General features: G+C 66.3%; 16 protein-coding genes and 1 tRNA gene. 6 read left to right on the forward strand and 11 right to left on the reverse strand.

The genetic code is table 11. From position 1 onward, the window contains the following. On the reverse strand, positions 1-1,775 hold a 1,775-nt coding region (gene asnB / locus ACIQ42_RS09050; protein ID WP_397421874.1), incomplete at its 3' end, for an asparagine synthase (glutamine-hydrolyzing). Next, positions 1,775-2,803: a glycosyltransferase gene (locus ACIQ42_RS09055; RefSeq protein ID WP_397421875.1), complete on the reverse strand. Its 1,029-nt coding sequence runs from the start codon at positions 2,801-2,803 to the stop codon at positions 1,775-1,777. The genes ACIQ42_RS09055 and asnB, both read right to left, overlap by 1 nt. Positions 2,804-2,900: 97 nt before the next feature. Between ACIQ42_RS09055 and ACIQ42_RS09060 the strand changes: the two genes are divergently transcribed. Continuing rightward, a tRNA-Met gene (locus ACIQ42_RS09060) sits at positions 2,901-2,977 on the forward strand. A gap of 34 nt (positions 2,978-3,011) precedes the next feature. Here the strand turns inward: ACIQ42_RS09060 and ACIQ42_RS09065 are convergent. Further along, positions 3,012-3,203, reverse strand: coding sequence for a hypothetical protein (locus ACIQ42_RS09065; RefSeq protein ID WP_397421876.1), 192 nt, complete (start codon positions 3,201-3,203; stop codon positions 3,012-3,014). A gap of 118 nt (positions 3,204-3,321) precedes the next feature. Between ACIQ42_RS09065 and ACIQ42_RS09070 the strand changes: the two genes are divergently transcribed. After that, positions 3,322-3,534: a hypothetical protein gene (locus ACIQ42_RS09070; RefSeq protein ID WP_397421877.1), complete on the forward strand. Its 213-nt coding sequence runs from the start codon at positions 3,322-3,324 to the stop codon at positions 3,532-3,534. 37 nt (positions 3,535-3,571) lie between these two features. On the opposite strand, the gene ACIQ42_RS09075 is transcribed toward ACIQ42_RS09070, so the two are convergent. Then, the gene (locus ACIQ42_RS09075) at positions 3,572-4,195 is read right to left on the reverse strand and encodes a class I SAM-dependent methyltransferase (protein ID WP_397421878.1); all 624 of its coding nucleotides are present in this window, start codon (positions 4,193-4,195) and stop codon (positions 3,572-3,574) included. Between the two features lie 17 nt (positions 4,196-4,212). Then, positions 4,213-5,262 (reverse strand): DUF2125 domain-containing protein, encoded by a 1,050-nt coding sequence (locus tag ACIQ42_RS09080; RefSeq protein ID WP_397421879.1) that lies wholly within the window; start codon positions 5,260-5,262, stop codon positions 4,213-4,215. Between the two features lie 24 nt (positions 5,263-5,286). Between ACIQ42_RS09080 and ACIQ42_RS09085 the strand changes: the two genes are divergently transcribed. Next, complete coding sequence (locus ACIQ42_RS09085) at positions 5,287-5,811, forward strand: gamma-glutamylcyclotransferase (RefSeq protein WP_397421880.1); 525 nt, start codon at positions 5,287-5,289, stop codon at positions 5,809-5,811. On the opposite strand, the gene ACIQ42_RS09090 is transcribed toward ACIQ42_RS09085, so the two are convergent. From ACIQ42_RS09090 to ftsE, 4 genes are read right to left on the reverse strand one after another with little or no spacing between them, the layout of a single operon-like run. Next, positions 5,806-6,510 (reverse strand): lysophospholipid acyltransferase family protein, encoded by a 705-nt coding sequence (locus ACIQ42_RS09090; RefSeq protein WP_397421881.1) that lies wholly within the window; start codon positions 6,508-6,510, stop codon positions 5,806-5,808. The genes ACIQ42_RS09085 and ACIQ42_RS09090 overlap by 6 nt on opposite strands. Continuing rightward, complete coding sequence (locus tag ACIQ42_RS09095; protein WP_397421882.1) at positions 6,507-7,136, reverse strand: YdcF family protein; 630 nt, start codon at positions 7,134-7,136, stop codon at positions 6,507-6,509. The genes ACIQ42_RS09090 and ACIQ42_RS09095 overlap by 4 nt, the downstream gene beginning before the upstream one ends. Beyond that, a complete protein-coding gene (locus tag ACIQ42_RS09100) occupies positions 7,136-8,026 on the reverse strand; it encodes a cell division protein FtsX (RefSeq protein WP_397421883.1) in 891 nt (296 codons plus the stop codon). Before ACIQ42_RS09100 ends, ACIQ42_RS09095 begins: the two co-directional genes overlap by 1 nt. Next, positions 8,023-8,748 carry a cell division ATP-binding protein FtsE gene (ftsE, locus tag ACIQ42_RS09105; protein WP_397421884.1) on the reverse strand — a complete coding sequence of 242 codons (726 nt, stop codon included), beginning with the start codon at positions 8,746-8,748 and terminating at the stop codon, positions 8,023-8,025. The genes ACIQ42_RS09100 and ftsE overlap by 4 nt, the downstream gene beginning before the upstream one ends. A gap of 57 nt (positions 8,749-8,805) precedes the next feature. On the opposite strand from ftsE, the gene ACIQ42_RS09110 reads away from it, so the two are divergent. The 3 genes from ACIQ42_RS09110 to ACIQ42_RS09120 are packed head-to-tail and all read left to right on the forward strand — an operon-like array spanning position 8,806 to position 10,599. Further along, positions 8,806-9,621: an MJ0042-type zinc finger domain-containing protein gene (locus tag ACIQ42_RS09110; RefSeq protein WP_397421885.1), complete on the forward strand. Its 816-nt coding sequence runs from the start codon at positions 8,806-8,808 to the stop codon at positions 9,619-9,621. Then, complete coding sequence (locus tag ACIQ42_RS09115; protein WP_397421886.1) at positions 9,608-10,135, forward strand: phosphoribosyltransferase; 528 nt, start codon at positions 9,608-9,610, stop codon at positions 10,133-10,135. Before ACIQ42_RS09110 ends, ACIQ42_RS09115 begins: the two co-directional genes overlap by 14 nt. After that, on the forward strand, positions 10,135-10,599 hold the full coding sequence (locus ACIQ42_RS09120) for a GNAT family N-acetyltransferase (RefSeq protein ID WP_397421887.1): 465 nt from the start codon (positions 10,135-10,137) through the stop codon (positions 10,597-10,599). The genes ACIQ42_RS09115 and ACIQ42_RS09120 overlap by 1 nt, the downstream gene beginning before the upstream one ends. 34 nt (positions 10,600-10,633) lie before the next feature. Here the strand turns inward: ACIQ42_RS09120 and ACIQ42_RS09125 are convergent, their stop codons facing one another. Together ACIQ42_RS09125 and lysA are read right to left on the reverse strand one after the other, a co-directional pair. Continuing rightward, positions 10,634-11,065, reverse strand: a complete 432-nt coding sequence (locus ACIQ42_RS09125; protein WP_397421888.1) for a response regulator — start codon at positions 11,063-11,065, stop codon at positions 10,634-10,636. 48 nt (positions 11,066-11,113) lie between these two features. Then, positions 11,114-12,026, reverse strand: a 913-nt coding sequence (gene lysA / locus ACIQ42_RS09130) for a diaminopimelate decarboxylase (RefSeq protein WP_397421889.1), incomplete at its 5' end; no start/stop codon positions are given.

Below are 12,026 nucleotides of genomic sequence, written 5' to 3' on the forward strand. Positions count from 1 at the left end.
CCGGCAACCACCCTCATCGCCTCTTCCGGCGCCGCGCCCTCCAGGTGGATCAGCGCCCACACCGCGAAGAACAACAGCGGCCACCGCCCCGCGCCCGGCGTCAGCATCCTTGGCCTTGCCTCATCGCCCAGCAGTCGCCGCACGGCCTCCACCTTACCGAGGTTCCCGGCGATGTCGGCGGAGCGCGGGGCGATCCAGGCGTCCACCGGCACGGTGAAACCCTGCTTCTTCGCCCAGGGGTCGGCAGAGGGGCAGACGCGTTCCAGCCACTTGCGCAGCAGCCACTTGCCGTAACCGCCGCGCACCTTCATGCGGTCGGGCAGGGGCCAGGCGAAGGTGGCGACCTCAGGATCCAGAAACGGCGTGCGCCCCTCCAGTCCGTGGGCCATCAGGCAGCGGTCCAGCTTCAGCAGCAGGTCATGGGGCAGCCAGGTGGCGATGTCGGCCCATTGGGCGGCCTGCAGGGGCGTGGCTCCGCGTGGCGCCCGGGCCGCGTCGCGCCAGGCGGCCAGCACCGGCGGGCTCGTCCCGCGAGGCTCGGCCGGTCGCCCGCCCAGCCAGGCCGGGCGCAGGGCGCGCCGATAGCGGCCATAGCCGCCGAACAGTTCGTCGCCGCCCTCGCCGGTAAGGACGACGGTCAGGGTATCCTTCGCGGCCTCCGCCAGCTTGAAGGTGGGCAGGATGGCGTAATCCGCTGTGGGATCATCCAGCGCCCAGGCGACCTGCGGCAACACCCGCCAGAAGTCGGCCTCGTCGAAGGTCGTCTCCCGCCAGTCGAGGTCCAGCGCCCGGGCCACCCGCTCGGCCTGGCCGCGCTCGTCACGCGCGCCCGGGGCGTCGAACCCGCAGGTAAAGGCGGTGACGGGCCGCGTGTTGAGCCGCGCCATCACCGTGGCGATGGCGGCGCTGTCGATCCCGCCCGACAGGAACAGGCCATAGGGCACGTCCGAGCGCTGGTGCACCCGCACGCTGTCCTCCAGCACTGCATCGAGCCGGTTGATGAGCGATAATTCCTCCCCCGCCTTTGCGGGGGAGGGGGACCACGAAGTGGTGGAGGGGGCGCTGCGGCGCGCACCCGGCGGTGGCAGCGCCCCCTCCGTCGGCTTCGCCGCCACCTCCCCCGTCGCCCGGGGGAGGAACGATTTTCGATGCCCGCTGACAATCCGCCCATCGCGCACTTCCAGCACCTCGCCGGGAGCCACGCGGCGCAGGCCCTGGAACGGGGTGTGGTCGCCCAGCACATAGTTGAGCTCGAGCAGTTCGCGGGCGGCGGTGTCGTCCAGCAGCGGGGTCAGCAGTCCGGCGGCGAAGAAGGCGCGGGGCTCGGAGGCGAAGGCCAGGCCCGTGTCATGCTCCAGGATGTAGAGCGGCTTGATCCCGAACGGGTCGCGCGCCAGCCAGGCGCGGCCATCGGCGCCCACCAGGCAGAGGGCGTACATCCCGCGCAACCGCTGGAACGCCTGCGCGCCCTCGCGGGCATAGAGGTGCAGCAGGGGTTCGAAATCGGAGCCGGTGGCCAGCTGGTCGGTCAGGCCATGGTCGCCGGCCAGTTCCACATAGTTGTAGATCTCGCCGTTCCCGACCACCGTGGCGCCGGCGGCGTGCAGGGGCTGCCAGCCGCCCTCCAGGTCGATGATCGACAGCCGCGCATGGGCCAGGGTCGCGCCGGCGATGGTCTCCAGCCGCAGACCATCGGGGCCCCGATGGGTCATGGCCTCGATCATCGGCCTGACGGCCGCGGCCCCGCCGCCCAACTGCCCGGCGATCGCGCACATCAGTCGGCGCCGAAATCGGCCAGCAGCGTCTTCCATTGGCCGACGACAGCGGCTTCGGAGAATTCCGCCTCAACCCGGCGGGCACCGGCGTCGGCGAGCCGGCCACGCAGCGCCGGATCGGCCAGCAGGCGGCGCACCCCGTCCGCAAGGGCAGGTGCGTCATCTACGGGAACCAGCAGGCCGTCTTCTCCGGTGTGGATCAGGGCGGCCGGGCCCTGGCTGGCCGCGGCGACCACCGGCAGGCTGTGGGCCCAGGCCTGGATCACCACATTGCCCAGTGGCTCGTAGCGGGACGGAAAGACGCAGACGTCGGCGGTGCGGTAGAGGGCTGACGCGTCGGTGCGCCAGCCCAGGAAGCGGACGCGCTCGGCCACGCCCAGCGCCTCGGCCAGTCCACGCAGCTTGCCCTCCAGCGGCCCGGCGCCGGCGATCCACAGCCAGGCGTCGGGGATGTCGACCAGCGCCTGCAGGCTTATATCGTGGGCCTTGTTCTCGTGCAGACGGCCCATCGCCAGCAGAAGCGGCGCGTCGGCGGGCGTGGTCAGGCTGGCGCGATCCACAGGCGCCGGGGTCGGTGGAGCCGCGGCGAAATTGGGGATGCAGGAGACGTTTCCGGCAGGCCAGCCCTGCGCCACGATCCAATCGGCGATGTCCTCGGTGTTGGCCACCAGGTGATCGAAGCCCTGATAGTATTTGAGGTTGTAGTAGCCGCCCAGCCGGCCGATCCGGGCCCAGGGTCCGCGCGGGGTATGGCGGGCGGCCCGGTTCATCCAGGCGACGGCGACCTTTGTGTCGCTGCGGGCCGCGAATCTCGCGATGGCCGGACGGGTCAGGATGTCGATGGGCCCGCCGAACCGGGCGACCTTGAACGGCACGCCGGCCCGGCCCAGCCGCGCTTCGCGGGTCGTGTTGGCGCGGATGGCGCAAGCCTCGGCAACGCCCGCGCGTGCCAAAGCCTTCACGAGGTCGACGAAGTAGGTCTCCGCCCCGCCTTCGCCGGCCGTTCCCAAGAGGTGCAGGACGCTCATTGCAGGAATAAACCTAGCCTCAGAACCCGAGTTTCCCAAGCGCTTGAAGCCGGATCGCTTCGCCCCTATAAACCGCGCCTCGCGCGAGCCGACCCATGGCTGGGTAGCTCAGCTGGTTAGAGCGGTGGATTCATAACCCACAGGTCGGCGGTTCAAGTCCGCCTCCAGCTACCATCGGCCGGCTCGCGCGAGTTTTCCCCTGAAAAGTCTAGGCCGCCTTGTCTTCAGGTGATCGGACGTTGACCATGGCCTCGTAGCCCTGCGCCTCCGCCTTGTGCGCGGCCCGCGACGCGGCGGCCATGACGGTGTCCAGACTCGAATAGGGACCGAACCGCTTGCCCTCGAGGTCGATCCACCAGGCGTCGCCCGCGAACTCCACCAGATAGGTCACCTGCGGCATGGCGGTTCTTCCGGTCCCTTACTGTGAAGCGTTCTCGACGATTCGGGCTTTGGCACGAACCTTGGGAGGAAACCGGCCAGGTGGTCCAGAACGGAACACCGTTCGATGGAGAGAGCCGATGGCGTCTTCCGTTGTTGTGGCCCGTGCCAATGCGGACCATCTTGAGTACCTGACCGAGAGCAACGCCCGCGTCGCCTGGACCGAGGCCTCTGAACTGGCCCAGCACTTTGTGACGGTCCGGGACGCCACCCGGGCCGCCATGCGGCTGCCCAGCCGCTTCCGGGCCTTCGCGCTCCCGGTCGTTCACGCCTCATGCACAACCGGCTTCTGACCCGCTAGTTGTCAAAAGTTTCAAGTATAGAAATCAATTAAAGAGGGGCAGCCTCGCCCCACTCGCTCCACCCCGCGATTCGGGGCGCGCCGGGAATGTATAGGCTGTCCTGCCAGCGGACCTTGAGGCCACCTGCCTCTATGGTCGCGTGGACCGGGCGCGTCAGATGGCACCCTCCGGCGATGCGCTTCCAAAGCGGCTCGACACGCCGCTGCCACCTGGCCACCCCTGCGTCGGGAGCCAGTCCATGCTCGCAGTAGAGGAACCGCCCGCCCGGCTTCAGCACCCGCCGCGCCTCCGCCAGCGCTGCTGCCGGCGCCTGCACGGAGCAGAGGGTGAAGGTGCAGACCACACAGTCGAAGCTCGCATCCTCGAACGGCAGGGCTTCGGCCGTTCCATCCTCAACCCTCACCGTCAGCCTGGGGTCACGTGGCGCGGCTTCAGCGATGGCCCGCAGTTCTGGCGCCGGATCCACCCCGGTGACGCTCTCGACCTTGTCGCCATCGTAGAGCGCCAGGTTCAGCCCCATGCCGATCCCCAGCTCCAGCACCCGACCGGAGGCCAGAGGCACGACCTTGGCGCGCTGCTTCATGATCCCCGGCGAGGAGCAGGCGCACTTGAGCAGGCCGGGCAGGACGAAACGGTTGTAGAGCGATGCCATAGCCCATCATGGCTCAGCTAGCGACGATCGTACACCTTTGGCGACGGCGCCAGTGCAACCGGACCCAACGTGGTCTGGCCGGCCTCGAAGTTGAGGGTTGCCCGAGCAAGATCGCCGCTGGTGCGGGCTTCTGCGACGGCGGTTGCGGCCACGGCACGATCGAGCGGCAATGCGCCTGATGCGCCCATGACGCCCAGCGCCCGTGGCGCCTGGCGCAGCGATACGTCCAGCACCCCGGTGAGGCGACCGTCCGAGCCGACCCCCAGGTTGCCGGAGTTCACCCCGACCAGCGCATCGCCCGCCGTCAGGCCTCCACGCTTGACGCTCATCCGCCCCCCTGCCGTTGTCCAGTTACGCACGGCGTCTGGCCAGTCTGGTCCCCGGAAGGCGTCGATGGCCGAGATCCTGCCATCCCACTCGATAGAGACTGGCTTCTCACCCGCCACCCGACCCAACATGCCAGAAAGCTGCGCCTTACCGTTCTTGACCATCAGCCAGACGCCCGCCTCGGCCCCGACCTCCTTTGGCGCGCGTCGTAGATGGAACTCGACCCGCTCCGCCGAAGACAGCGCAAAGGGCTGGGCCCCGGCTGTCGGCTGGAACACAAGATCGACGCCCTCAAACGACAGATTGGGCGGGGTGGCGGTCAGTCGGGTGAGGCTGGCGCGAATTAGCTTGCCCGTGACGCGCACCGGACCGGCGGCGGGGCGGACGAAAGTGAGGCCCTCTGGCGTCGCGATCACCCAGCTGGTCGGCGCATGCATGAAGGCCTGCCCCTCCACCACCGGAGCCTCCAGAGCCCACCCCGAGCTGTGCCTGGCGTTGGCTTCAGTCAGGGTAATGTTGAGCCGGAAGGGATAACCGCTGATCTTTCGATCCTTCCAGCTGATCTCGTATCCGGCGCGCTTCAGCTGCGCGACGCCGGCATCCATACGTGTTTCGGCCTCGCCGCGCGCCCAGAACCAGGCAGCGCTGAACCCCGCGACAAGCAGGACCAGGGCGACGATCGGACCGTAGAGGCCCAGGCGGCTGAGTTTGCGAGGCGGCGTCGGATCGGGCAGAGACATGATGTGATGGCGAGCGGGTCTGGAATGGCTTCGGAACGGTGGGTTTTCGGCTATGGGTCCCTGATGTGGCGGCCAGGGTTCCCGTTTGCCGAGCGTCGAGCCGCCACCTTACACGGACGCCGCCGCGCTTTCTGCATCTATTCAGTGCACCACCGGGGCACATACGAGCGGCCGGGGCTGGTGCTGGGCCTGGCGCCGGGCGGCGCGACACGTGGAGCCGCCTATCGGGTATCCGAGGCGGATTGGGCCGAGACCTACGCCTATCTGATGGAGCGCGAGCAGCCTACCGAGACCTACATTGAGGCGCGTCGGCAGGTTCGCCTCGAGGATGGCCGCCGGGTTGATGCGCTGACGTTTCTCTCTGACGTCGGCCACCCGCAATGGGCTGGCGTCCTCAGGCTCGACCGGCAGGCGGAGCTCATAGCGGACGCAAAAGGCCTATCGGGCCCGAATGTGGAATATCTGCGCGACCTCGTGAACCATTTGCGGGAAATGGGTGTTCGCGACGCCGCCATGGAGCGGTTGCTGGGGATGGTCGAGCGCCTATAGCGCCAGCAGCTCCGTCGACTTCGCCTCGATCCGCTCTTCCAGGATGCGCATGAATTCGGCGCGCTTCAGGCCCGGCGGGATAGGCTCCAAATACTCGAATACGATCAGACCCGGCTTGCGGATGAACCCATGGGCCGGCCAGTGGACGCCAGCGTTGGTGGCTACCGGATAGACTGGCACGTTCAGTTCGCGGTAGAGCGCAGCGATCCCAGGTTTGTAGTCGGGAGGCGAGCCCGGTGCCTTTCGGGTGCCTTCCGGATAGATCACCACCTGTCGTTCGAGCTTGAAGAGTTCCGTGCCTTCGCGAATGATCTGGCGGATTGTCTTGGCCTGTCCCTCGCGGTCAATGACGATGGCTCCAGCCTTCTTCGCATACCAGGCGAACCAGGGGATCCATGCCAGCTCCTTCTTCATCACGAACACTGACTGGGGCAGCCAGGTGAACTGGGCGAAGATATCCAGCATGCATTGGTGCTTGGGTGCCACCAGCGCCGCGCCAGTCGGAATGTACTGACGGCCGCGTACTTCGACCTGGATTCCGCAGATTCTCAATAGCAGGATGACCCCCCGACCCCACATATGGAACATCTTGAAGACCCAGTTGGTGGGCCCAAGCAGCAGTGGCGTGGCCAGGATCGCAACGACGGCGGTCCACAGGTAGAACAGCGCCACATAGAGCAGGGATCGGATTGCAGTCACAAGGCGGCTTTCTGTTGGGCGGCGGGTGTATCTCGGGGCCCGAGGCCCAGTACAGCCTCACGGGCGAGGATCGCCAGATACTTGCAATACTCTATCACCATCAATCGAACTGCGGCAGGATTGCGCCACCAGTCGCGGGCCTTGAGCGATGGCGTGGCGACAGCATAGGTCTGTGCTGTCACACCGGTCCCCCGCAGCACGGCGTTCAGTTCCAGCATCGCCCGGGGCAGATGGTAGTCGGCAGTGACGATGATCAATTTGCGGTATCTCATGGCACCTGCCCAGGCGGCGGTCTCACGTGCATTGCCCACGGTGTCGGCTGCGGTGAATCCAAGATCGACACAGCAGTCATAGAGCCTGCGCACAGCACGCGACACTCGACGTATGTCGGCTCGACTGGCGATCGGGTCGACGCCGGAAACCAGCACCCGGCGCCCATAGCCGTCTTCCAGCAAACCCATCGCTGCGGCCAGACGTTCGTTGGAGTTGGCGCCGGTCAGGGCCACGATGCCCTGGGCGTTGCCAGGCGCCGGGTTGGGCGTCGACCCCTGCACTCTTCCTGCGAAGGCCAGCAGGCCCGAGAACCAGATCAGCGCCAGGACCAGGAAGGCGGCGATAGACTTCATCAGAGGTCTTTTATCAGCCTCCGCGCTGTCAGGCGCGCGGCGATGGCGGCGACCAGTGCGGCAAGCACAGGACAGGGGAGTACGGCCAGCAGGTCGATCCAGGCGACTGGCAGTGCGGGTGTCAGTCCCTCGCCGCCGCCCATAATTCGCAAAACACCGCCAAGTGCGCCTGCGGAGACCGCGCCGATTGTCCCTGAAACGGCGGCAATCCGGGCGAACCGTAGCTCGAATAGACTGGCGATCTGGCTATCTTCGGCGCCAGTAAGGTGCAAGACCTCAACAACGTCCCGCCGCGCCGCCAGGCCAGCACGAGTGGCGAAGGCGACGATGGCCGCCGCAGCGGCGGCGATCAGCACAAAGATCACGATGGCTGTTCCGCGTACAACGCCAGCGGCGCGTCGGATGTCCTTGATCCAGATGGAGTGATCGTCGACCACTGCATCCAGCTTCTGGCGCTTCAGCGCCTGATCCAGAGATGCCGAGGTCGCCGGGGCTTTGGGATCAAGGGTCACCGCAACGAGGCGCGGCACCGGCAGGTCATCCAGGTTGGCTACATCACCGATCCAGGGTCGGATCAGGTCGTAGGCTTTCTCCTTTTCCAGGGCACGCACCTCGGTGACGCCGGGCAATCCGGCCAGGGCTTCGGCAGCCCGCGCCGCGGCCGCGTCGGGGGTCTCGCCGCCCCGGGCGCGCACAATCACCGTCGCCTCTCCGACCAGTTGTCCCGTCCAGCCTCGCGCGCCGCGGTCTCCGGCAAGCGCACCCAGTGCTGTAAGGCAGGCCAGAAAACACAAGACGGCAATCACGAAAATCAAGGCCGGGTCGCGGGCGTCCTGTTCCGGCAGGAATGCAGCGGGTCGCCAGCGGGCAGCGTCGAAAGCCTCGCTCATGTCACCGGTCCCTGCGGGGGCAAAGGCTTCAGCCGGCCCTTCTCAAGGTGAAGCACGGGTCGGCCCGACCTGGCGACCAGATCCTGATCGTGGGTTGCGATGATCACCGTCGTACCGAGCCGGTTCATCTCGACGAACAGCCGGTAGATCCTGAGCGCCATCTCATGGTCCACATTGCCGGTGGGCTCGTCCGCAAGCAGGATTTCCGGCCGGTTCACCACGGCGCGCGCGATCGCCAGACGTTGCTTCTCGCCCCCCGCCAGGGTTGGCGGCAGGGCATTCATCCGGGTGCCCAACCCCACCCAGGTCAGGAGTTCCGCCACGTCGCTCCTGTAGTCGGCCGCCTTATGGCCAGCGATGCGCAGGGGCAGGGCGGTATTGTCGAAAGCGGAGAGATGGTCCAGCAGTAGCAGGTCCTGAAACACCACGCCGATCTTGCGGCGCGCCATGGGCAGATCGCGGGCGCTCATCGTCGCCACGTCGTCCCCAAACAGTCGGAATGCCCCAGAGGAGGGACGTGCCGCCAGATAGATCAGCTTCAGGAGAGAGCTCTTTCCCGCGCCAGAGACGCCGGTGATGAAATGGAAGGATCCCCGTGGCAGGCTGAGCGAGACGTTACTCAGAACTTCAGGACCACGCCCGTAGCGCATGGACACATCAGAGAAGCGGAGGATCTCGTCAGACAACGATTCCCCGGCGGCGGCTTGGGCGTTTCTGGACATGGGGGCCGAAATCGGCGACCTCGGGGTGAGGGTGCTGGAGCGTCCGATTCGTTTATCATGATACTGACCTGTCCCGACTGCGCCACCAGCTATTTTGTGGACGACGACCGCGTCCCGCCGCAGGGACGCTTGGTCAAGTGTTCGAGCTGCGGCAACCGCTGGCGGGCCAAGCCCGAAGGCGCGCCGGAACCTGAGCCCGGCTCGCCCTCGCTTCGGCCAACGCCTGACGTAGTGGCGGACGTCCGCGTCGTCAGACCCGAAGTCACGGACGATCTGGATGTCATCGGCCCGGTCGGTAAGGCCAAAGCCAAACCGGACCGAAAACCGGCGGTGGCCCTGATCGCTGGCCTGGTCGGCGCTGTAGGACTGGTTGCGGGGCTAGGCGCCATCATCGTGATGCGTCAGGCACTGGTGGAGGCGGCGCCCGTCGTCGCCCCGGTGTTCGAGGCGGTCGGACTGAAAGTCGATACCCTGGGTCTGTCGATAGAAGATGTGACCTCCAAAGCCGTGATGCAGGGCGGGCGAGCCGTTCTGGAGATAACCGGGGTCATCTATAACCGCACCAAAGCCGAAGTCGGCACGCCCCCGATCCGTATCAGCCTTCTGGGCAAGGACGGCGTAGTCGTCGCCGGGATGTTGGCGCGGCCACTTAACGCCCGTGTGCCGGCTGGCGCCCGGCGTTACTTTGCAGTTTCCTTCCCGAACCCTCCTAAAGGGTCCCATGAACTTGAGATTACCTTCGATCCGGTGCCGACAAACGCCGGCGCTGATCACCATGCCGAGCCCGTCGCCCAGCCCGCACCCGCCGCCGTCGAAGCCAAACCCCTTCCTGCCGATTCACCGGACGCCTTGACCCCACATGAGTCTCACTGAACCCATCGTCCTGATTTCCGAGGCCGAGGTGGCCGCGCGTATCGAGGTTCTGGCCGATCAGATTGCACCGCGAATCGACAACGAAACGGTGGTGGTTTGCCTGCTCACCGGCGGGATCTGGTTCGCGGCGGACCTGACCCGGGCGCTAGCGCGGCGAGGTCGTATGGTTGCCTTCGACGCGCTCTGGCTGGCCTCTTACAAGGACGGGCGCCAATCCAGTGGGCGCTGTGAGGTGCGGGCCGATTTGCAGAGGCCCATTGCCGGGCGCAAGGCGTTGGTGGTGGACGATGTGTTCGACACCGGGCTGTCGCTGTCGGAAGCCGCACGCCTGGTCCGGGACTCGGGGGCTCGCGAGGTGCTCACCGCAGTCTTTGCCCGGAAGCCGTGGCCGACGCCGCGTGCGCGGGAGCCGGACTTCGTTGGCTGGGAAGCTCCAGGTCGGTTCCTGGTGGGCTACGGAATGGATGTTTCCGGTGGCATGCGGGGCCTGCCATATATCGGGGCGATGGATTGATGGCCGACCTGGTCCTTTGCGTCGACGACCTCTCCGGCCAGCCGACCCGTGATCTACTGGCGCTGCATCTGTCGGGCATGCACGACAATTCGCCGGCCGGACACGTCTTCGCTCTCGACCTGTCAGGTCTTCAGGTTCCGGAGGTCACAGTGTGGAGCGCCTGGATCGGCGAGAACATCGCCGGAATCGGGGCGCTCAAGGACCGGGGCGATGGCCTGGGTGAGATCAAGTCCATGCGGACCCACCCGGAACACCTTCGCAGAGGTGTCGGCGCGGCAGTGCTTGAGCATATCATTGCGGTCGCGAATTCGCGAGGGTATTCGCGCCTAAGCTTGGAGACCGGCAGCGGTCCGGCTTTTGGCGCTGCGCTGGCACTCTACCGAAGGCGCGGCTTCGTGAACTGTGAGGCGTTCGGTGACTATGAGGCCAGCGCTTTCAATCAGTTCCTACACCTGGATTTGTAACGGCGTCGTACCACCATGGTGCGCGCGGCGGAGATCACCGCGCCGATACGGCCCGGGCAAATCCGTCGCCAACGAACTGATCGCTTCCGGCGGAAATGGCGGCGATTACCTTGCGGATTGCGTCGGCCGTGATCGGCTTGGCCACGGCACCAGCGAAGCCCATCTCGCGAAGCGTGGCGTTGGTGAAGCTCATAACGTCGGCCGTGACCACCACAACCGGCGTCGAACGCGCAGGCTCGCGCAACGCTTTGACGTTCTTCAGGAAATCCAGGCCCGTCACATCGGGCATATGGAAGTCAGTGAGCACCAGATCAAAGTGGGTGCTTTCGATCAGCTCGAACGCTGCGGCGCCTGTCGCTGCCCCGACCGGCGAGTGGCCCAGCATGCTGAGCATCTGGTCGAGGACAAGGAGATTGATCTCCACGTCATCGATATGCAGAATCTTCAATGCAGACGTCTGGGCCACGGTTCTGCTCCCTCTACGCGGCAGATTGTGGCCCAAGGTTCGTTAAGATCAGGTTTTGAGTACAGCCTGCCATGGTGCCGGTCGTTCGCGTTCCAGCATATCTTCGTAGGTCGGCCGAGGTCGGACTATGGCGAACTCGTCGCCCTTGACCAGCACCTCGGGCACAAGCAGGCGGGAATTGTACTCGCTGGACATCACCGCGCCGTAGGCGCCGGCACTCATGAAGGCCACCAGATCACCGGCCGCCAGTGGGGGCAGGTCGCGGTCGCGGGTGAATGTGTCGCCAGTCTCGCAGACAGGACCCACAACATCATAGGTCTCCGGCGCGCCGGCGCGCGGCTTCACCGGACGGATATCGTGGTAGGCGTCATACATGGCCGGGCGGATCAGATCGTTCATCGCGGCGTCCAGCACCGCGAACCGACGACCCTCCGGGCGCTCGTGAATGTGCTGTACGGTGGCGAGCAAGACTCCAGCGTTAGCCGCGATCATGCGCCCGGGCTCGAAGGCGAACTGGATGTCCAGCCCCTTCATGGTGCGCGCGATCATGGCGGCGTAGTCGGCAGGCGAGGCCGGCGTCGGCATGTTGAAATAGGGCACGCCCAGGCCGCCGCCCAGGTCGAGGCGCTCCACGTGCAGGCCGCCGGCACGGAGACGCTCGACCAGCCCACGCATCTTGATGAAGGCTTCTTCCAGCGGACCCAGTTCGGTGATCTGGCTACCGATATGACAGGTGACGCCCACCGGGTTCAGGCCTGCATTGTTGGCGGCTTGCACATAGAGCCTTTCGGCTTCGGAGAAGGAAACGCCGAATTTGTTGTCGGCCTTGCCGGTGGAGATCTTGGCGTGCCCGCCGGCCGAAACATCCGGGTTCACCCGGATGGCGATCGTGGCGCGCTTTCCCAACGACTGCGCCACTCTTGAAGCCCGATGCAGCTCGGGTTCGGACTCGACGTTGATC

The sequence above is a fragment of the Phenylobacterium sp. genome, assembly GCF_044372605.1.
In the GTDB taxonomy this organism is placed as follows: Bacteria; Pseudomonadota; Alphaproteobacteria; order Caulobacterales; family Caulobacteraceae; genus Phenylobacterium.